We start from the raw sequence: 19,742 nt of genomic DNA, 5'->3' as shown, positions 1-19,742 counted from the left end.
CATATCGGGACGCGATGTAAACCCGGCTGGTCTCGCGTCTCGTCGCCGATAATCCGACTGAAACGCTTATCCCTCTCGGCCGTCGATGTGGTGTATGACGTACGATACCGTCGTGTTCGACAACGACGGTGTCCTCGTGGGCCGCACGCGATTCGACGTGCTCCGGGATGCGACCCGGGACGCGTTCGTCGAGTGCGGCGTCGAGGAGCCCGATTCGGACGACGTAGAGCAGATGACGATCGGCGCGACCCCCGGCAGCGTGGGGACCGTCTGTCAGACGTACGACCTCGATCCGGGGTCGTTCTGGCGGACTCGCGACGACGTGGTCTCGAAGGCCCAACAGCACGAGGCGCGCGCGGGACGAAAGACCCCGTACGACGACCTCAACGAACTGGAGGACCTCGACGTGGAGATGGGGATCGTCTCCTCGAACCAGCAGGCGACCGTCGACTTCCTCGTCGACCACTTCGAGGGGTTCGACCGGTTCGGTGCCGCCTACGGCCGCGAGCCGACGATCCACTCGCTCCAACTTCGGAAGCCGAACCCCCACTACATCGAGCAGGCGCTCGGCGACCTCGACGCCGACAACGCGCTGTTCGTCGGCGATAACGAGTCCGACGTGCGAGCCGCCGAGAACGCCGGGATCGACTCGGCGTTCATCCGCCGCCCGCACCGCCGCAACTGGGACCTGAACGTCTGGCCGACGTGGGAGATAGAGCAGCTCTCCGACCTCCACGATATCGTCGGGTGAGGCCTCCGGTCGCCGGCGGACCGCCGCTCGCCGCAAGAGCGGCGACGAGCGGCTGCGACGCCCGCACCGGCAGCGCCCGCGTTCGCGACGCCCGCACCGGCAGCGCCCGCGTTCGCGACGCCCGCACCGGAAACGCCTGCATCTGCGATACTCGCAACAGCCGATGAAGCGTTTAAATCCGATGCCGCGTAACCCGTCTCCGTGACCGACTCGCCGCCGTGGGCCGACCTCTTCGGCCACCCCGAGCCCTACCCAGAGCAGGCCGACGGCATCGACGCCGCCATCGACGCCGCCGAGGCGGGCGGGTTCCTCGCGTTGGAGGGCGCGTGCGGGACCGGTAAGACGATGCTCGCGCTCACGGCCGGCCTCGACCGCGTGCGCGACCCCGACTCCGCGTTCGAGCGCGTGTTCGTGCTCACGAGTGTCAAACAGCAGCTCCGCCAGTTCGAGACGGATCTCGAAACGATAAACGAGAGCCTCCCGGAGGGGTACGACCCCGTCTCCGGACTCACGCTCGTCGGGAAGGCGGACGTCTGTCCGTACGCCCGACAGAACCGCGCCGGAATCGACCGTGAAACCGTCTACGAGCGCTGCGAGGGGCTCCGCGAACGCACCCGCAACCTCGTCGGCGAGGGCGGTGCGACGACGACCTCGAACCTCGTCAGCGAGGCGCGGAGCCAGCAGGTTGGATTGCTGGACTCGGGGTCGTCCGGCACCGCCGCCGGCCCCGCGACCGGCGACGCCCCCGGTTCCGCCGCCCCTGACGCCGACTACCTCAGCGTCGACGGCGAGGCCACCCCGTACCGCCCCGACACGGAGGAGTTCGAGGGGACCGAGTTCTGCCCCTTTTACGCCGGCTTCCTCGACGATCTCCCAGAGGACGGCGACCCCGCGGAGGCGGTGCCGTTCGACGTGACCGATATCGGCCACGTCGACAGCGACGAACTGGTCCGGCTCGCCGCGGGCCACGGCTCGTGTCCGCACTCGGTCATGGGCGCGCTCGTCCCGGAGGTCGAGGTCGTCATCGGCAACTACTATCACGCGTTCGACCCCGTGACGACCGGGACGTTCACCGGCGCGCTGCTCGACGACGCGACGTTCGTCGTCTGCGACGAGGCGCACATGCTCGAACCGCGCGTGCGCGACCTCGTGAGCGACGCCGTCGCGGACGCGAGCCTGCGCGACGCCGAGAACGAACTCACCCGCGTCGTCCAGCCGCTGTCGTTCGAGACCGCGGGCGCGGAGTCCGAAGACGCCGCCTTGGTCCGCGGCGAGATCGAGGATTCGGACGTGACCGTCGACGAGATCGAGGCCGTCCGGGAGTTCTACGCCGACCTCCGCGGCGAACTCGACCGCCGAGTGACCGAGCGGCTCGACCGCGAGCGTCCGGACTGGCGCGCGTCGATGCGCGAGCTCGACGACGACGAGATCCCGCTTCGCGACCCGGAAGCGCCGGGCGAAGACGCGATCACGACGTGGGCGAAACGGGAGGAGTACGGCGACCGCGTCTGGGCGCGCGCCAAGCAGGTGGGCGCGGTCGTCAAGCGCGTCCTCGATTCGCTCGAAGACGAGGACAAGAAGCGCGCCGCGCCGGGCGTCGGCCGCACGCTCAACGCGTGGTATCGCGAGGGACACGAGGACTTCTTCCGCGCGGTCGACTTAGAGCGGACGTGGGACGAGACCGCGCCGCCCGACTCGTGGCGGCGCGCGTACAACGCGAGCCTCGCGCTGTACAACTGCCTGCCGAGCGAGCCGATCGGCGACCGGCTCGCCGAGTTCGGCGGCGGCGTGCTCATGAGCGCGACGCTGGAGCCGATGGACGTGTTCCGCGAGGTGACGGGCCTCGACCACCTCGAAGCGCGGGGGCGACCGGTCGTCGAGCGGACGTACGGACTCTCCTTTCCTCCGGAGAACCGCGCGAGCTTCGCGGTCGACGCGCCGAAGTTCACCCACGAGAACCGCGGCCCGCCGGGCGAAAGGAACGACACGCGGCTCGCGCACCTCGACGCGACGGCCGCGGTCGCGCGCCGCGAGGGGAACGTGCTGGTCGGCACCCCGAGCTACGCGGAGGCGACGTGGATGGCCGACGCGCTCGATGACCGACTCGACAAGCCGGTCCTCCTCGACGAGTCGTCCGGCGACCGGGCGACGGAGTCGCTGAAAGACGACTTCTTCGCGGGCGATGGCAAGGTGCTCGTGACGAGCCTGCGGGGAACGCTCACGGAGGGCGTCGACTACCGCGGCGACCGGCTCTCGGCGGCCGTCGTCTGCGGCGTCCCGATCATCAACACGGCGCGGCCGCGGACGCGAGCGGTGATCACCGCCTACGACCGCCGGTTCGAGTCGGGGTTCAAGACGGCGCTCACGGTCCCCGCGGTCCGAAAGGCTCGGCAGGCCGTGGGACGGGTGATACGCGGCCCGGACGAGCGCGGCGTCCGCGTCCTCCTCGACGCGCGGTACGCCCGCGAGTCGTGGAACAGCGTTCGCGCGTATCTCCCCGACCACGAACGCGAGGAGTATCGCCCCGTGAGCCCGGACATGCTCGAGTTCGCGCTCGATCGGTTCACGCGCGAGACGGCCGGCGACTGACCGGAGCGACGATAGGCGATCACCGGACGGGGAGTGTCTTGCGAAGGTATATGGTTGACGGGAGTGTGCGTACGACTGTCATGTGTCGGGAGATGCGACGAGAGCCTGCGTGGGTGTCGGCGATCCGCTTGGCGATGCTCGAAGGGCGGGTGACGGTCGCAGGCGTCGTCGAGGAGGCGAACCTGATCGAGGGGCGCGAGCGCACCGTCGAGGACGTACTGGAGACGATGTGCGAACGCAACCTGCTCACCGCGGTCGACGACGGCGCGTACGTCCCGGGGACGGTGTTGCTCGAATCGGACCGGTTCGATCTGGATTTCGGAAACGCCTCCGACGGCGGCGCTCACCGCTGGAACTCCGCAGTCTGAGCGCGGCTGGTCGGCCGATTTTCAAGCCGCCTCGCCGCTACGCGTGTCCGTAGCGTAAACTATGTCCCTACTACGTGCGAACCGCGAGCCGATGGGTAACCTAACGGATACCAAGGTCTCCGAAAAGAACCTGACGACGGTCCCGAAGCCGGTGCGGAACTTCCTCGACGTCGGTGCCGGCGACCGCGTCGAGTGGCACGTCGAAGACGGGAACATCGTGGTGCGGAAGGCACCCGAGGAGTAGCTCCCCGCGAGGGCCGCCGTCGGCCCGCCCGACGCGGCCGAGGGGGCCGTCCACCCTTTCGCGACTCACCGCCCTTCGGGCAGATCTTCCGGTCTATCGACGTCCCGCCGAACGCCCGGGTCGTCGACGGCGACGAGCGCGCTCGCGTCGCCCGCTAACAGGATCTCGCGCCCTCCCACGTCGCCGTCGACGGCGACGAGGCGGTCGAAGAACCGCCGGTCGAACACCACCGGGTTTCCTCGGTCGCCGTCGTAGGCGGCCGCGAGGGCGTCGCCCGCGCCGGCGGCGTACGCCGCGATGAGCGTCTCGACGGTCGCCGAATCGACGAGGGGCATGTCGCCGAGTGCGATCACCGCGGCGTCGACGTCGCCGGATGCGTCCGTATCGCCGAGCGCACCGATTCCCGTCCGGACGGACGTCGACTGTCCCGCCTCGTACGCGTCGTTGACCGCGACCCTGACCGGGAGGTCCGCCACGGCGTCGCGGACGCGGTCGGCTTCGTAGCCGACGACGACGACCACCGGATTGACTCCGGCGTCGACGAGCGTCCGCGCCGCCCGCCGCACGACCGGCTCGCCGTCGACGGTCGCGAGGAGCTTGTTGTCGTCGCCGAACCGACTGCTCGTCCCCGCGGCGAGCAGCACGCCCGCGACGCGAGGCGCGTCGGCTGTGTCCGCCTGACCGGGTTCGTCCGCGTCGAACGGCGGCGAGACGACCGGGAGTCCGTCGTCGCTCATCGCTCGACGGCCGGGTAGGGGACGACGTCGACCGCCTCGCCGGCCGACAGCGTCGACTCGGTGAGCACGAACCCGTCGGCGCGCGTCGCCCGCGTGCTGGAGGAGAGCACGCTCGGGTCGAACGCCTCCTCGTACACGGCGAGCGGCGAGTCGACGTGGCCGAGCGGCAGCGCATCGCCGTCCGCGAGCGTCACCGGGACGGCGTACGTGAACCCCGGCACCGCGATCCCGACGTCGCTCGTCATCGTCGCGTCGACGGTCGGAAGCGCGGTGTCCCCGGTGAAGAAGGGCCGCGCGACGAGGGAGGTCACCGCGTGCGCGCCGACGGGCTTGCCGGGGATTGCGAAGACGACGGCGTCCCGGTCGTCGAGCGTGGCGACCGCGATGGGTTTGCCGGGCCGCAGCGCGACGCGGTGGAACAGCACGGTTCCAAGCTCGCGGAGCGCGCGCACCACGTAGTCTTTGTCGCCGACGCTCGTGCCGCCGGTGGTTATCACCACGTCGTGGTCGTCGGCGAGCCCCGCGATCCGGTCTCTGACGCGGTCATACTCGTCCGGGACGGTGCCCTCGTAGGTCGCCTCGCCGCCCCACCCGTCGACGAGTCCCGCGAGCATCGGCGAGTCGAGGTCGGCCTGCCGCCCCTCGTGGATCTCCGTGCCGGTCGCCAGAAGCCCCACGGAGGGACGCTCCGTCACGGGAACCTCGTCGATCCCGAGGTCGCCGAGCAAGATCGCGTCTTTCGCGCCGAGCCGCTCGCCCGCCGCGAACAGCCGCTCACCGTCCGCCACGTTGCTGCCGCGCTCGTAGACGTACGTGCCGGGGTCGGTCGGCGTGCCGTCGAGTCGGCCGTCCTCGACGCTCGCCTCCTCCTGTTTGAGGACGGCGTTGGCTCCGGTCGGGAGCGGCGCGCCGGTGAAGATCCGGACGGCCTCGCCGGACGACAGCGACGGCGGCTCGGACTCGGGGAACACCTCCCGGTCGAGTAGCTCGTACGGGTACCCCTCGCTCGCGTCGAACGCGTAGCCGTCCATCGTCGCGTGGCTCCGCTCGGGGACCGCCGCCGGCGCGTCGATCGGCTCGGAAAGCGTCCGGCCGGCGATCCGGTCGATCTCGACCGTCTCTGTGCCCCACCGATCGAGCCACTCGTCGCGGAGGTTGCGGACGCGCTCCGCGGCCGTCCGTACCGGCGTGATCTCGCCGTGGCCGTGGTCGCCGTCTCCGCCCCCACCGCCGCCGCCCTCGGTCGGATCCCCGCTCATCGGCTACGGACGAGGCCGTCACGGCCGTTCCGTCCGCGGACGGCCGATTTGTCATGGTCGATAACGTTTATTAGGGTGGTACTACATATCATAGACCGTGGTAATAGTATGCTCATAGGAGGGGGATATAAAAGATGACGGTGACAGATGGACGAACGACGGTAGACGTGGGGGATCGCTGATGGAGTTCGACGGCGAGTTCGAACTCGACGGCGTTCCGCCGGAGAAGGCGTGGGTCGTGCTCTCGGACCCGGTCGCGGTGCGCGACTCGCTGAAGGGATGTCAGTACATCACACCGATGGACGACTCCTTCGAGTGGGACTCCTTCGAGCCCGAGGAGGACATTCCGACGCTGCCGGAGGCGGAGGCCGACGACGTCGCGGCGCGGGCGTTCCGGACAGGCCAGACGTACGCGGCGCTGATGCAGGTCGGCGTCGGCAGCGTGAAGCCGAAGTTCGAGACGACGGTCACCATCGACGACCGCGACGAGGAGGAGTTCGAGATGACGGCCACCGGCTCGGGCTCCGCGAGCGGGAGCAGCTTCAGCATGGAGTCCGGCATGCGGATTCACCCGCAGGAAGACGGCGACGGCTCCCGCATCGAGTGGTGGACCGAAGCCGACATCTCCGGGCGGATCGCCCAGCTCGGCGGGCGCGTGATCAACCCGGTGGCGAACAAGATCGTCAACAACTTCTTCACCTCCATCGAGTCGCAGATGACCGACGTCGAGGAGACCGACTCGGGGGTCACGGACCGAATTCGAGGGATGTTCTGATGAAGTCAGCCCCGTTTGAGCATCACGAACCGACGACGGTCGACGAGGCGGTCAGCCTACTGGAGAGCCTCGACGACCCGACGATCCTCGCCGGGGGACAGAGCCTCGTGCCGATGTTGCGCTTCCGGCTCGCGAACCCCGACGTGGTCGTCGACATCAACGGCATCGACTCGCTCGACTACCTCCGCGAGGCGGACGGCCACCTCCGCGTCGGCGCGCTCGCGCGTCACGCGGACATCGCCGAGTCCGACGTGATAGACGAGAAGTACGGGAGCTTCGCCGACGCCGCGCCGCTCGTCGCCGACCCACAGATCCGCAACCGCGGGACGGTCGTCGGCTCCGTCGCGCAGGCCGACCCGAAGGGCGACTGGGGGTCGGTGCTGCTCGCGCACGAGGGCGAGGTGGTCGCGCGCGGCCCCGACGGCGAGCGAGCGATCCCGGCCGAGGAGTTCTTCCTCTTGCCGTACGACACGACGCTCGGTGAGGACGAGCTGATCACCGAGGTCCGCGTTCCGACTCCGTCACCGAACGAGGGGAGCGCGTATCACAAGCTGAAGCGCAAGACAGGCGACTACGCGATGGCCGGCGTCGGCGTCCGGCTCACGTTCGACGACGACGGCACCATCGAGTCGGCCGGGATCGGGATGACCGCCGTCGACATCACGAACGCCCGCGCGACGGACGCCGAGGAGCACCTCGAAGGCGAGCGGCCGAGTCCCGACCTGTTCGCTGCGGCCGGTGAGCTGGCCGCAGAGCAGTCGAATCCCGAATCGGACGAGCACGGCGGCGCGGACTACAAGGCGCGGATGGTCGACGTGCTCACCCAGCGCGCGCTGGGTGACGCAGCCGAGCGCGCCGGCACGGTAACGGTCAAACGGAGGGTCACACAGTGACAGACGAACGCGAAATCACGCTGACGGTCAACGGCACCGAACACACGGTCGAAGTCGAGCCGCGGCGGCTGCTCGTCCACGCGATCCGCGAGGACCTGGACCTCACCGGCACGCACATCGGCTGTGACACGGGCAACTGCGGTGCCTGTACCGTGTTGAAGGACGGCGAGCCGATCAAGTCGTGTCTCATGTTCGCCGCGCAGGCGGACGGCGCGGAGATACTCACCGTCGAGGGAATGGAGGACTTACCGGAGGCCGACGGGATCCACCCGCTTCAGGAGGGGTTCCGCGAGGAACACGGCCTGCAGTGCGGCTACTGCACACCGGGAATGCTCATGTCGGGCAAGGCGCTGCTCGACGAGGACCCCGACCCCGACGAGGAAACGATCCGCGACGCGATAAGCGGGAACCTCTGTCGATGTACCGGCTACCAGAACATCGTCCGGTCGATCGAGTACGCGGCCGACGAACTCGCGGACCGAGCGGCGGCCGACGGCGGCGCCGTCGCGGCGCGGACGGGCGAATCGACCGCAGACGCGGGACCGGACGGCGGGACCGCACAGACGCCCTCGCCGGAAGGCGGCCACGAGCCGCCCGCGGTCGGCGGCGACGCAGACACGTTCTGCGGGCGCGAGGACTGCTGTGGCGGGCCGAGCGGGGCCGACCCGTTCGACCGCGAGGCGCTCCTCGACGACGCGGAGGACGGAAACGGCGACGCCGCCGTCGACGCGGACGACCGAGGTGATTCCGTATGAGCAGCGAACCAGACGTACCCGACGCCGAAACGGAGTATCAACACGACGAGGACGGCGGTCCCGACCCGGAGAAACACTGCGGCCACGGCCGCGGCGGCATGGGTGAGGAGGTGACGCGCAAGGAGGACAAACGCTTCATCACCGGGCGCGGTAACTACGTCGACGACATCAAGAAGCCGGGCATGCTCCACTGTGAGATCGTCCGGAGTCCACATGCGCACGCCAGAATCGAGAACATCGACGGCTCCCGCGCGGAGGCGATGGACGATGTCGTCGCGGTGTTGACGGCCGACGACTTACTGGAGCACGACCTCGCGACGATGCCGACGCTGATGGACGACACGCAGGACGTGCTCGTCAACGAGAAGGTGAAGTTCCAGTCCCAAGAGGTCGCGGCCGTCATCGCCACGGACCGCTACGCGGCGAAAGACGGCGCCCAGAAGGTCGAAGTCGAGTACGACGTGCTCGATCCAGTCGTCGACGCCGCGGAGGCCTTAGAAGAGGACGCCCCGCTCGTGCGCGACGAGCTCGACGACCAGGAGGACAACCACATCTTCGACTGGGACACCGGCGACAAGGAGGCCACCGAGGCGGTGTTCGACGAGGCCGACGTCACGGTCGAGGAGGACATGCTGTACCAGCGGCTCCATCCCGCCCCGATCGAGACGTGCGGCGCGGTCGCCGACTGGGATCCCGGGATGGACAAGATGACGGTCCACATGACCTCGCAGGCTCCCCACGCCCACCGCACCCTGTTCTCGCAGGTGTCGGGCATCCCGGAGCACAAGGTCCGGATCGTGAGCCCCGACGTGGGCGGCGGGTTCGGCAACAAGGTGCCGATCTATCCGGGATACGTCGTCGCCGCGGCGGCGTCGTACGTCCTCGAACAGCCGGTGAAATGGATCGAAGAGCGCTCAGAGAACATCCAGACGACCGGGTTCGCCCGCGACTACGACATGACCGGCGAACTCGCGGCCACCGAAGACGGGATGATAGAGGGCGTCAAAGTCGACGTGCTCGCCAACCACGGCGCGTACAACGCGGCGGCCCAGCCGTCGAAGTTCCCGGCCGGCTTCTTCAACATCTTCACCGGGTCGTACGACATCGAGGCGGCCTACGGGTCGCTTACAGCCGCGTTCACCAACACCGCGCCCGGCGGGGTCGCCTACCGGTGCTCGTTCCGCGTCACGGAGGCGGTGTACCTCATCGAGCGCATGGTGAAGGTGCTCGCCGACGAGCTGGAGATGGACCCGGCCGAGATCCGCCGGAAGAACTTCATCCCCTCGGAGGCGTTCCCGTACGAGTCTGCGACCGGGTGGAACTACGACTCCGGCGACTACGAGAAGGCGCTCGACAAGGCCTTGGAGATGGCCGACTACGAGCACTACCGCGAGGAGCAGCAGCGTCGGATCGCCGAGGACGCTGACAAGCTCATCGGCATCGGCATCTCCTCGTTCACGGAGGTCGTCGGGGCCGGACCCGGCAAGCAGTGTGACATCGCCGGGATCGAGATGTTCGACTCCGCGGACTTACGCGTGAATCCGACCGGCAACGCCGTCCTGCGCGTCGGCGTCCAGACGCAGGGCCAGGGCCACGAGACCACCTTCGCGCAGATCGTCGCGGAGGAGCTGGGGATGGACGTCGACAACATCTCCGTCGAGCACGGCGACACGGATACCGAGCCGTACGGGCTCGGAACCTACGGCTCGCGGTCGACGCCCGTCGCGGGCGCGGCCGCGGCCGTCGCCGCGCGCAAGGTGCGCGACAAGGCCAAATCGATCGCGGCGAACGAACTCGAAGCCGCAGAAGAGGACATCGAGTGGGACCGGGAGTCCGGCGAGTTCCACGTCGCCGGCGCGCCGGACCGCTCGATCACCATCACGGAGATCGCGGCGGGAGCCTACATGAACCACCCCGGCGACGAGGAACCCGGGCTGGAGGCGACGAACTACTACGACCCGCCGGAGATGACGTACCCGTTCGGGTCGTACATCGTGATAGTTGAGGTCGACCGCGAGACCGGCGAGGTGGAGTTCGAGAAGTTCGTCGCGGTCGACGACTGCGGGAACCGCATCAACCCGATGATCATCGAGGGCCAGATCCACGGCGGACTCGCCCAGGGGATCGGCACCGCAATGCTTGAGAAGGTCACCTACGACGACAACGGCAACGTCACCGGCGGTGACTTCATGAACTACCTGCTGCCCACGGCGAACGAGATCCCGAACTTCGAGACGGGTCACACCGTCACGCCGTCGCCGCACCACCCGATCGGCGCGAAGGGCGTCGGCGAGTCGCCCACGGTCGGGTCGCCGCCGGCGATCGTCAACGCCGTCGTCGACGCGATGAGCCACGCCGGCGTCTCCCACGTGGAGATGCCGATGACGCCGGACGTCGTCTGGGAGACGCTCGACGACGCCGGCCTCGCCCACCAGCCGGCCCACAACGTCGAGTTCGACCTCGGCGACGACGCCGAGCCGGCAGACGACTGATCCCGCACCAACCACCTCCGCGCCGTCCGCCGCCTCGGACGCGTCTGGCGGGGCGGCGGCACCGTTTCCACACAGATGACACACGACGAGACCGAACACGACGAGACCGACGAGGCTCCCCGCGACGGGACCGACGAGGCCGCACACGACGGGACCGACGGGTCCACACGCGACGGCGTCGGACGGCCCGTCACGGACGGAGCGAGAGGGACAACGACGACGATCGACGACGGCGACGTCTCCGCGCTGGAGGCGACGCTCGCCGACCGAGGGGAGGCGTTCGCGCGGGCGACGATCGTCCGCCGCGAGCCGCCGGTGTCTGCCAACGTCGGCGACCGCGCCGTCGTGACCGCGGACGGTGAGATCCACGGGTGGGTCGGCGGTGCCGCCTGCGCGCAGTCGGTGGTGGCGACGCAGGGAGTCGCCGCGATAGAGGAGGGGACGCCGCGGCTCGTGGGGATCGCGCCCGACCCGGAGACCGTGGACCGGCCGGGACTCGACGCCTTCCCGATGACGTGTCACAGCGAGGGCGTCCTCGAACTGTTCGTCGAGCCCGTGACGCCGACGACGGAGCTCGTGATCGTCGGCGACTCGCCGGTCGCGCGCGCGCTCGCTCGTCTGGCTGGAGAGCTGACGGTCGACGTGACGCTCGTCGTCGCGGACGGCGACGCGGACCGGGACGTTCCCGCGGAGACCCGGGTGGTGGCAACGGTCGACCACGAGGCGATCGCCGACGCCGTCGGCGACTCGCCGCTCGTCGTCGTCGCCTCGATGGGGGAGTACGACGCCCGGGGCGTGGCCGCGGGCGTCCTCGCCGACGCGTCCTACATCGGACTGGTCGCGAGCGACGAGCGCGCGGCCGAGGAGACGGAGCGCGCGGCCGGACTGCTCGACCGCGACGTGGGGGACGTCGTGGGCGCGGTGACGAATCCCGCGGGCGTCGACGTGGCCGCGTACACGCCCGCGGCGATCGCGGCGAGCCTGCTCGCGGAGATAGTCGACGAGCGGTCGAAGGCGACCCCGTCGGATCCGGGCGAGGCCGCGGCGGCCGGTGACGACGCCGAGGCTGCAACGGACGCAGCCGGGGACGACTCGGGGGCAGCCGGAGACGACTCGGGCGCAACTGAAGACGGCTCCGATGCGTCTGCGGACGACGAGACCGCGGTCGATCCGGTCTGCGGCATGACCGTGGACCCGGCGGCGGCGGACGCGTCGGTCGAGCACGACGGCCGGACGTACCACTTCTGTTGTCACGGCTGTGCCGACTCGTTCGCCAACGACCCGGCGTCGTATCTCGACGGGGAGGTCGAAGCGTGAACGGTGAGATGGACGCGAACCCATTCGCGTCGGTCACGGAGGCGGCGCTTCGCGAGCGGTTCGAGCGCACCGACTACGTCGCCGACGACCGTACCGTCACGACGGTCGAACTCGCGCTCCGGCTCGGGCGGCCGCTCTTGGTCGAGGGGCCGCCGGGCAGCGGCAAGACCGAACTTGGCAAGACGCTCGCCGAGGGGTTCGACACGGAGCTGATCCGCCTCCAGTGTTACGAGGGACTCACCGCCGAGAACGCGCTTTACGAGTGGAACTACACGAAACAGCTGCTCGCCGTGCAGGCCGACGAGGGGACCGTGGCCGGCGACGGCGCGGCGGTCTCGGCGAACGACGACGCGGCGGCACAAAGCGAGCCGAGCGAAGCGAGCCCCGGCGGAACCGGATCCGGCTCCGTATTCGACGAGGAGTACCTGCTGGAACGCCCGCTGTTGCGCGCGCTCCGGACCGACGGCGAGACCCCGCCGGTGCTTTTGATAGACGAGATCGACCGCGCCGATGAGGAGTTCGAGGCGTTCCTCTTGGAGCTGCTCTCGGACTTTCAGGTGTCGATCCCCGAGCTCGGAACCGTGAACGCGTCGACCCCGCCGGTCGTGATACTCACATCGAACCGGACGCGCGGCCTGAGCGACGCGCTGAAGCGGCGCTGTCTGTACCTCCACGTCGAGCCGCCGTCGTTCGAGACGGAGTACGAGATCGTCCGCCGGAAAGTGCCTGAACTCGACGCCGCCGTCGCGGCCGAGGTGTGCTCCGTGGTCGCGAACCTCCGGGAGGAGTCGTTCCTCAAGCGGCCGGGCGTCGCGGAGACGCTGGACTGGGCGCGGGCGGTCGCGGCCCTGCGGCACGAGGACGGGGACGAACCGCTCTCGCCCGAGGAGATAGAGCGGACGATCGGCTGCCTGCTGAAGGAGGCGGAAGACGTCGCTCGCGTCGACGGGGAACTGCTCGAACGCCTCCACGAGGCCGCTCGCGAGGCGGCAGAGCGGGTCGAGTGAGCATGGCCGACCACGACGACGAGACGGAGTTCGAGCCCGTCGACGCCGAGGCCGGGGTCGCCGACGCCGACGTCGGTGTCTACGGGGGTTCCGGGACGGAGACGCCCGACTTCCCGGCGGCCAAGACGCACCTCCTGACGGAGGTGGTCCGGCTCGTCGCCGTCCTCCGGAACGACGGGGTCAGCGTCCCGGCGACCGGGACGCTCGACGCGGCGCGCGCGCTGGCTGCGGTCGGGCTCGGAGACGAGCGGCGCGTGGCGGCCGCGCTGCGCGCGAGTCTCCTCACCGAGGCCGCCGATGCCGACGCGTTCGCGGACGCGTTCCCGACGTTCTGGCACCGGCTCCGGAGCGGGCTCGACCGGATCGCCACCGCTCACGGCGGGCCGTCACCGGGGGACGATTCGGAACAGGGTGACGACGCCCGCGACGAGCCGCCTGACGTCCCCGACGGGAGCGGCTCGGCGGCCGACGATCCGGGAGTGCTCGCCGACGCCGAGCCGCCGGAGACGGACGCCGACGCCGACGGCGACCCGACGGTCCACATTCCGACCGACCGTCGCCACGTCGCCGGCGACCGCCCCGCCGGCGACCGTGGCGAGGAGACGGACGGCCGCCGGTACAGCGCGGTCGGCGAGAGCGAACTCGTCGCGGCCGACGTTCCGACAGCGTCCTCGGCCGAGGCGGCGAGCGTCCGCCGGTTCGTGGACGCGCTGTCGTCGCTGCCGGGCCGCCGGCGGCGACGCTCGCCGTCGGGGCCGGCCGTCGACGCCCGAGGTGCGCTCCGGGCGAGCCTCCAGACGGGCGGCGCGCCGATAGACCTCCCGCGCGACGCCCCCGTGCCGTCGGAGTTCCGCTGCTGTCTGCTCGTCGACGTCAGCGGTTCGGTGCTCGACACGGTCGACCGGGGCGCGCTGTTGGAACTCGGCGTGCAGGTCACGGCGAGCGCGCAGGGCGCACGGGTGTTCCTCTTCGACACGGACCTCGTGGAGGCGACCGACGCGTTCGCCGACTCGACGCGGTCGCCGGCGGACGCCCTTCGCGCCGCCGAGGTCGAGTGGGGCGGCGGGACCCGGATCGGTCACGCGGTCGACCGGCTGCGCCGGACGGCCCCGCACGCGGTCGACCGACGAACCGTCGTCGTGGTCGTAAGCGACGGACTCGACGTTGGTGACCCGGAGCTGCTCGTCGACGGCATGACGTGGATCGCCGACCGTGCCGAGGGTGTCGTCTGGCTCAATCCGCTCGCGGTCTCGGCGTCGTTCGCGCCCGAATCGCGCGGGATGAGCGACGCCGCGCCGTACGTCGACGCCCTGTTCGGGTTCGCGTCGGCCGCGGACCTCGCCGAAGCCGCCCGGCAGATCGAGCGCCGCGGCCTCGCGGGCGCGGTCGGCTACGAACACGACTCGCGCCGGATCGACGGCGGGGAGGGGGTCGTATGACCGACGCCGACCCGGATCGCGGGCCTGACGGCGGTTCCGGATCCGACTGGCCGGGACCAGTTTTGCGAGCGACCCTCGACGCGCTTCGCGCCCGCGGCGCGTTCGACGGCGTTCGACTGGACCGCGCCACGGTGGGTACCGCGGCGGTGCTCGTGGAACTCGTCGGCGGCGGCGCCGACGACGCCGAGGGCCAGCATCGGGCGTCTGCGGGCCTCGCACACCGCCCGTCGGGGACGTCGCCGTCGCCGCCGGACGACCTCGACGGACTGGTGGTACCGTTCGCGGATCGCGACGCTCGGGATGTCCCGCTCGGCGAGCGCGCGTTCGCCGTCGCGGCGCTGAACGCGCTTTCGGTCCCGTTTCTCGACTGGCGAACTGGCGATCCGATGGCGCTGCTCGCCGCGTCCGTGTCGCGGATCACCACGGTCGGGCTGTTTCGGCCGGCGTTCCGGAAATTCGACGACGTCGAGGTCCGCGTGATAGAGCGCGAGCCCGTCGCGGTCGAGACCGTCTCGACGCCGCCGGGGGTCGCGGTGCAGGCGTTCACGCCGACGGAAACCGCGGCCGCGATGAAGGGAGCCGACGTGGTGTTCGTCACCGGCTCGACGCTGGTGTACGGGGGGATAGAGCGATACCTCGCCGCCGCCCCCGCGTCCGCGACGGTCGTCGTGGTCGGCGCGACGGCCTCCGCCCTGCCTGCCCCGCTCTTCGACCGCGGCGTCGACGTCGTCGCCGGCGCGGCGATAGCCGACCCCGAGCGGGTGCGGTCGGCGGTCGCGGACGGCGGCTGCGGGACCGACCTCCACGATAGCGGCGTTCGAAAGGTGTACGCGGCGCGTGACGCGCCCGAAACCATGGATCTGCAATCGGGTACTTGACATGACAGAGAGCAACTGGAGCGTTCCGGAGACCGAAGTCGTACAGCGCGTTCACGACCACCTCGATTCCGACGGCACGGGCGTCCTCGCGACGATCGTCGACGTCGAGGGGAGCGCCTACCGCCGTCCGGGGGCGAAGATGCTCCTCGACGACGAAGGAGGCGTCGGATCGATCACGGCCGGGTGCATCGAGGACGACTTGCTCGCCGCCGCGGAATCGGTCAGGGAGAGCGGCCGACCGGACCGGGTGACCTACGACCTGATGGGCGACGACGCCGACGACGTCTGGGGGCTCGGCGTGGGCTGTAACGGCGTCATCGACATCCTGCTCGAACCACTCGACGAGACGTATCGTCCGGCGGTCGAGGCGTTCGACGCCGGTCGCGACGTGGCGGTGCTCACCGTCCTCTCCGCCGACGGAGACGAACGGCTCGGGGACGAGCGCGACGGACGCGTGGGAGACGACGGAAACGGAGGCGTCGGAGGCGACGGCAACGACGACGGCAAGAACCCAGACGCCCCGGGACAACTCGGCGACCGCGCGTACTACCATCCCGACGAGGGACAGCTGCGACTTTCCGACGGCTCGTCCGCGGACGCGTGGCCGGCCGAGGCGCTCTCGGGACCGGCCGCTGACCTCGCCGAGCGCGGCTCCGCCGACGTCGTGACCGTCGAGGGACGGGACGGTCAGACGCTCACGGTGTTCGTCGACGGGATAGCTGCGCCCGCCGACCTGGTCGTCTTCGGGACGGGTCACGACGTCGGGCCGGTCGTGGAGCTGGCCGAGCGAACCGACTTCCGGGTCACCGTCGTCGGCTTCCGCGGCGCGGTCGACCTCGAATCGCGGTTCCCCGAGGCACACCGGACCGTGACAACGTCACCGGGGACGCTCGACGACGCGCTCGACATCGACGGCCGGACGCACGCCGTCGTGATGACACACAACTTCGTTGACGATCGGCTCGCCGTCGAGACCCTGCTCCGCTCGGACGCGCCGTACGTCGGGCTGATGGGGCCGCGCGAACGATTCGACGAGATGCTGGAGGCGTTCGACGACGAGGGAACGACGTTCACGGAGGCGGAGCTCACGTCGCTGTACACGCCCGTCGGACTCGATCTCGGCGGCGGCTCCCCGTACCAGATCGCACACAGCATCGTCGGCGAGGCTCTCGCCGTGTCGAACGACCGGACGCCGGGACACCTTCGCCAGCGCGACGGGGCCATCCACGACCGCGTCGACGTGGACGCCCCGCCCTCGCCGTAGCGAGGGGGAGCGGTCGCCGTCGAAACCGACACGATAATCCTCCCGCCGCGACGACACTGGACCATGCAGAACAAGCGCGTCCTCGTGACGGGCGGCGCGGGCTTCATCGGCTCGACCCTCGCGAACCGACTCGCCGCGGACAACGACGTGATCGCGGTCGACGACACCTACCTCGGAACGCCGGAGAATCTCGACCCGGAGGTGGAGTTCGTCGAGGCTTCGGTGCTCGACGACGACTACCCTGTCGACGTCGATGTCGTCTTCCACCTCGCCGCGCTCTCCTCGCGGAACATGCACGAGTCGGACCCCCAGCGCGGCTGTCGCGTCAACGTCGAGGGGTTCATCAACACGGTCGAGCGCGCCCGCGAGGCGGGCTGTGACACGGTCGTCTACGCGTCCACCTCCTCCATCTACGGGAGTCGCACCGACCCCTCGCCGGTCGAGATGGACGTGGAGGCGCACACGGCCTACGAGGCCTCCAAGCTCTCCCGGGAACGCTACGCCGAGTACTACGCGAACCACCACGACATGAACATGGCCGGGCTCCGATTTTTCTCCGTGTATCAGGGCTTCGGCGGCAACGAGGCCCACAAGGGTGAGTACGCGAACACGGTGGCGCAGTTCGCGGATGTGATAGCCTCCGGAGAGGCTCCCGAGCTGTTCGGCGACGGCAGCCAAACGCGGGATTTCACCCACGTCTCGGACGTGGCCCGCGCCTGCGAGCTCGCCGCGGACCACGAGCTGACCGGCGTCTACAACGTCGGCACCGAGGAGGCGTACACGTTCAACGAGATGGTCGAACTGATCAACGACGCGCTCGGCACCGACATCGACCCGGAATACATCGAATGTCCCTTCGACGGCTACGTCCACGACACGATGGCCGACTACTCGACGTTCCACGAGGCCACCGGCTGGGAGCCGGAGATCGGCTTCGAGGAAGGCGTCGAGCTGGTGTGTGAGCCGTACCGCGAGGAGTGACTCGCCGCGAGCGGACGCCCACCGAGCGGCCCGCGGTGTCTCAGTCGAACGGCCCAACAGTGTGGATCGCTCTCGCGGTCGGATCAACATATTCACTACAACCCGTCACGAATCGGGGGGTATGAGCACGGACGACGTCTCGCGGCGCACGTTCATCCGGACCGCCGGCGGCGCGGCCGCGACCGCTGGCGCGGCGACGGCGACCTCGGGAACCGCGGCGGCACAGGAAGTCGAACCCGACTGGCCGAGCGGGGCATCGAGCGGGAACGTCGGCTCCTATCAGGACGCCCGCGGACAGGACTCGCTGACCATCTCGGTCGGTGCCGGCGACCAAGGGCTCGCGTTCGACCCGACGCTCGTGTGGGTCGACACGGGTACGACGATCACGTGGGAGTGGACGGGCAACGGGGGCGCACACAACGTCCAGACCGTCGAGGGGTCGGCGAGCCTCGACAGCGGCGACCCGGTCGGCGAAGAGGGGCACACCTACGAGTACGAGGTGACCGAAGAGGACGCCGGGATCACCCACTACCACTGCGTTCCGCACACGGCCGTCGGCATGCACGCCGGCCTCGCCGTCGGCGAGGACATAGCCACCGTCGAGACCGGCGGGGGCGGCGGCAGTAACGCCGTGTTCGTTCCGCAGGGCGCTCGCGCGCTCGGCATCGCGACGTTCATCGCGATGGTGAGCACGCTCGGACTCGCGTTCGTCTTCATGAAGTACGGCGGGACGATCACCGCCGAAGACGCGTAACCATCCCGAACTGCGGGCCGCACCCGATTCGCCGCGTCGGCTCGTCGCGCGCTGTTTCTGTTGAAGCTACACCGACGCCACGCGTCCGCGGCGTCACGCGCTCGCGAGCGACCGGTACGCCTCGACGTATCGGTCCAAGACGGCGTCGTGGTCGTACTCGGCGAAGTCGCGTTCGACCGTTTTTCGATCGAGGTCGGCGACGGCGACGAACTCGTCGGCGAGTTCCGCCGGCGTCGTCACCAGTCGTCCACGCTGACGTCCCTCGACGAGTTCGTGTGCGCTGGAGTCCGCCTGATACTCGACGAGCGCGACGCAGCCGCACGCGAGCGCCCACAGAAGCTCCGTGGCGAACGTCTCCCACGTCGCCGTCGCGACGGCGACGTGTGTCCCCTTGAAAAGCGAGACGCGCTCGCGGAGCGGCAGGTCGCCGAGGAACGACACTCGGTCGTCGATCCGAAGGTCGCTCGCCATCGACTCGATCCGGCCGCGCTCTGGGCCGTCACCAACGACCGCGGCGGTCCAGTCGCGGCCGCGAAGCTCGGCGAGCCCGAGCAGGAACGTCTCGACGTTGGCGTGTCGGTCGAGCCGCCGCGAGTACACCGCGTCGAATCGATCGTCGACCGCGGCGTCAGTCACGAGGTCGAAGTCAATGCTCTCCGGAACGACTCGCACGTCGTCGCCGTCGGCACCGTGTTCTCGCACGCGCGTCTTGACCGTTCGCGAGGGGGTCGTCACGAGGTCGGCGCTCCGCGCGAGCAGGCGGTACCGCCGCGCGGCGTCTGCCGGGTGGTCGTGCCACCAGTCGACGAGGACGGGAGTCCGAGAGAGCGTTCCCGCGACCGTCGCGCCGACCCCGGGCGTCGGCGGGCTGTTGACCGCGTGGACCACGTCGGGTGCGACGCGGCGGAGCGCGAGCGGGAGCCGGGCCGCGAACGCCGACGGAGCGGGATCGGCGGTGACCGACCGGTACGTGATTCCCTCCTCCTCGAAGACGTCGTGATCCCCGCCCCACCAGCGGGCACAGAGCCACGTCACCTCGTGGCCGCGGTCGGCGAGTCCGCGAGCTACCCGACGCGTTCGGCTCCGGGCCGGCGTGTCGCCGTGCCCGGGGGCGAAAAGCGAGACGAACGCGACGCGCATACGCCGGGTGGACGACGGCGGCAGGTAAAAAGACACGGGCATCGGGTCGTCCCGCTCAGACGGCGGTGCAAGCGCGGCCGGGACGCTCGCCGCGCAACG

At 70.0% G+C, this 19,742-nt stretch carries 18 protein-coding genes; 15 read left to right on the top strand and 3 right to left on the bottom strand.

The features are described from left to right. The first annotated feature begins 94 nt into the window (after positions 1-94). The 4 genes from EP28_RS03635 (at position 95) to EP28_RS03620 (ending at position 3,952) form a co-directional block, all read left to right on the top strand. On the top strand, positions 95-751 hold the full coding sequence (locus EP28_RS03635; protein WP_049982630.1) for an HAD family hydrolase: 657 nt from the start codon (positions 95-97) through the stop codon (positions 749-751). Between the two features lie 201 nt (positions 752-952). Continuing rightward, complete coding sequence (locus EP28_RS03630; RefSeq protein ID WP_049982629.1) at positions 953-3,340, top strand: ATP-dependent DNA helicase; 2,388 nt, start codon at positions 953-955, stop codon at positions 3,338-3,340. Positions 3,341-3,405: 65 nt separating this feature from the next. Further along, positions 3,406-3,708, top strand: coding sequence for a hypothetical protein (locus EP28_RS03625; protein WP_230455248.1), 303 nt, complete (start codon positions 3,406-3,408; stop codon positions 3,706-3,708). A 91-nt stretch (positions 3,709-3,799) separates the two neighbouring features. Then, positions 3,800-3,952 (top strand): AbrB/MazE/SpoVT family DNA-binding domain-containing protein, encoded by a 153-nt coding sequence (locus EP28_RS03620; protein ID WP_196219595.1) that lies wholly within the window; start codon positions 3,800-3,802, stop codon positions 3,950-3,952. 65 nt (positions 3,953-4,017) lie between these two features. Here the strand turns inward: EP28_RS03620 and EP28_RS03615 are convergent, their stop codons facing one another. Continuing rightward, positions 4,018-4,689 carry a nucleotidyltransferase family protein gene (locus EP28_RS03615; protein WP_049982626.1) on the bottom strand — a complete coding sequence of 224 codons (672 nt, stop codon included), beginning with the start codon at positions 4,687-4,689 and terminating at the stop codon, positions 4,018-4,020. Continuing rightward, complete coding sequence (locus EP28_RS03610) at positions 4,686-5,948, bottom strand: molybdopterin molybdotransferase MoeA (protein WP_049982625.1); 1,263 nt, start codon at positions 5,946-5,948, stop codon at positions 4,686-4,688. Before EP28_RS03610 ends, EP28_RS03615 begins: the two co-directional genes overlap by 4 nt. A gap of 181 nt (positions 5,949-6,129) precedes the next feature. Here EP28_RS03610 and EP28_RS03605 point away from each other — a divergent pair, with 181 nt between their 5' ends. The 11 genes from EP28_RS03605 (at position 6,130) to EP28_RS03555 (ending at position 18,503) form a co-directional block, all read left to right on the top strand. After that, a complete protein-coding gene (locus EP28_RS03605; RefSeq protein WP_196219594.1) occupies positions 6,130-6,723 on the top strand; it encodes an SRPBCC family protein in 594 nt (197 codons plus the stop codon). Beyond that, positions 6,723-7,616, top strand: coding sequence for an FAD binding domain-containing protein (locus EP28_RS03600; RefSeq protein WP_049982623.1), 894 nt, complete (start codon positions 6,723-6,725; stop codon positions 7,614-7,616). The genes EP28_RS03605 and EP28_RS03600 overlap by 1 nt, the downstream gene beginning before the upstream one ends. Further along, on the top strand, positions 7,613-8,371 hold the full coding sequence (locus EP28_RS14695; protein ID WP_049982622.1) for a (2Fe-2S)-binding protein: 759 nt from the start codon (positions 7,613-7,615) through the stop codon (positions 8,369-8,371). The genes EP28_RS03600 and EP28_RS14695 overlap by 4 nt, the downstream gene beginning before the upstream one ends. Then, positions 8,368-10,863: an aerobic carbon-monoxide dehydrogenase large subunit gene (locus EP28_RS03590; protein WP_049982621.1), complete on the top strand. Its 2,496-nt coding sequence runs from the start codon at positions 8,368-8,370 to the stop codon at positions 10,861-10,863. Before EP28_RS14695 ends, EP28_RS03590 begins: the two co-directional genes overlap by 4 nt. A gap of 75 nt (positions 10,864-10,938) precedes the next feature. Then, positions 10,939-12,180, top strand: a complete 1,242-nt coding sequence (locus EP28_RS03585) for an XdhC family protein (protein ID WP_080506039.1) — start codon at positions 10,939-10,941, stop codon at positions 12,178-12,180. A gap of 8 nt (positions 12,181-12,188) precedes the next feature. After that, complete coding sequence (locus EP28_RS03580; protein WP_049982620.1) at positions 12,189-13,187, top strand: AAA family ATPase; 999 nt, start codon at positions 12,189-12,191, stop codon at positions 13,185-13,187. Positions 13,188-13,189: 2 nt separating this feature from the next. Continuing rightward, a complete protein-coding gene (locus EP28_RS03575; protein ID WP_049982619.1) occupies positions 13,190-14,626 on the top strand; it encodes a VWA domain-containing protein in 1,437 nt (478 codons plus the stop codon). Then, positions 14,623-15,504, top strand: coding sequence for a Rossmann-like domain-containing protein (locus tag EP28_RS03570; RefSeq protein WP_080506038.1), 882 nt, complete (start codon positions 14,623-14,625; stop codon positions 15,502-15,504). Before EP28_RS03575 ends, EP28_RS03570 begins: the two co-directional genes overlap by 4 nt. Before the next feature lies 1 nt (position 15,505). Beyond that, positions 15,506-16,768: an XdhC family protein gene (locus tag EP28_RS03565; protein WP_049982618.1), complete on the top strand. Its 1,263-nt coding sequence runs from the start codon at positions 15,506-15,508 to the stop codon at positions 16,766-16,768. Positions 16,769-16,831: 63 nt separating this feature from the next. Beyond that, positions 16,832-17,749, top strand: coding sequence for an NAD-dependent epimerase/dehydratase family protein (locus EP28_RS03560; RefSeq protein ID WP_049982617.1), 918 nt, complete (start codon positions 16,832-16,834; stop codon positions 17,747-17,749). A gap of 121 nt (positions 17,750-17,870) precedes the next feature. Further along, positions 17,871-18,503: a halocyanin domain-containing protein gene (locus EP28_RS03555; protein ID WP_049982616.1), complete on the top strand. Its 633-nt coding sequence runs from the start codon at positions 17,871-17,873 to the stop codon at positions 18,501-18,503. A 93-nt stretch (positions 18,504-18,596) separates the two neighbouring features. On the opposite strand, the gene EP28_RS03550 is transcribed toward EP28_RS03555, so the two are convergent. Next, complete coding sequence (locus tag EP28_RS03550; RefSeq protein WP_049982615.1) at positions 18,597-19,643, bottom strand: glycosyltransferase family 4 protein; 1,047 nt, start codon at positions 19,641-19,643, stop codon at positions 18,597-18,599. Positions 19,644-19,742: the final 99 nt, after the last annotated feature.

The sequence above is a fragment of the Halorubrum sp. BV1 genome (genome assembly GCF_000746205.1).
In the GTDB taxonomy this organism is placed as follows: Archaea; Halobacteriota; Halobacteria; order Halobacteriales; family Haloferacaceae; genus Halorubrum.
This window is presented reverse-complemented; position numbering and strand designations above follow the sequence as displayed.

What these genes read in the sequence shown, in the direction of transcription:
- EP28_RS03575 (WP_049982619.1), top strand. Translation starts at nt 13,190, where the DNA reads ATGGCCGACCACGACGACGAGACGGAGTTCGAGCCCGTCGACGCCGAG.
- EP28_RS03570 (WP_080506038.1), top strand. Translation starts at nt 14,623, where the DNA reads ATGACCGACGCCGACCCGGATCGCGGGCCTGACGGCGGTTCCGGATCC.
- EP28_RS03605 (WP_196219594.1), top strand. Translation starts at nt 6,130, where the DNA reads ATGGAGTTCGACGGCGAGTTCGAACTCGACGGCGTTCCGCCGGAGAAG.
- EP28_RS03610 (WP_049982625.1), bottom strand. Translation starts at nt 5,948, where the DNA reads ATGAGCGGGGATCCGACCGAGGGCGGCGGCGGTGGGGGCGGAGACGGC.
- EP28_RS03590 (WP_049982621.1), top strand. Translation starts at nt 8,368, where the DNA reads ATGAGCAGCGAACCAGACGTACCCGACGCCGAAACGGAGTATCAACAC.
- EP28_RS03585 (WP_080506039.1), top strand. Translation starts at nt 10,939, where the DNA reads ATGACACACGACGAGACCGAACACGACGAGACCGACGAGGCTCCCCGC.
- EP28_RS03580 (WP_049982620.1), top strand. Translation starts at nt 12,189, where the DNA reads ATGGACGCGAACCCATTCGCGTCGGTCACGGAGGCGGCGCTTCGCGAG.
- EP28_RS03600 (WP_049982623.1), top strand. Translation starts at nt 6,723, where the DNA reads ATGAAGTCAGCCCCGTTTGAGCATCACGAACCGACGACGGTCGACGAG.
- EP28_RS03555 (WP_049982616.1), top strand. Translation starts at nt 17,871, where the DNA reads ATGAGCACGGACGACGTCTCGCGGCGCACGTTCATCCGGACCGCCGGC.
- EP28_RS03615 (WP_049982626.1), bottom strand. Translation starts at nt 4,689, where the DNA reads ATGAGCGACGACGGACTCCCGGTCGTCTCGCCGCCGTTCGACGCGGAC.
- EP28_RS03635 (WP_049982630.1), top strand. Translation starts at nt 95, where the DNA reads ATGACGTACGATACCGTCGTGTTCGACAACGACGGTGTCCTCGTGGGC.
- EP28_RS03550 (WP_049982615.1), bottom strand. Translation starts at nt 19,643, where the DNA reads ATGCGCGTCGCGTTCGTCTCGCTTTTCGCCCCCGGGCACGGCGACACG.
- EP28_RS03620 (WP_196219595.1), top strand. Translation starts at nt 3,800, where the DNA reads ATGGGTAACCTAACGGATACCAAGGTCTCCGAAAAGAACCTGACGACG.
- EP28_RS03565 (WP_049982618.1), top strand. Translation starts at nt 15,506, where the DNA reads ATGACAGAGAGCAACTGGAGCGTTCCGGAGACCGAAGTCGTACAGCGC.
- EP28_RS03560 (WP_049982617.1), top strand. Translation starts at nt 16,832, where the DNA reads ATGCAGAACAAGCGCGTCCTCGTGACGGGCGGCGCGGGCTTCATCGGC.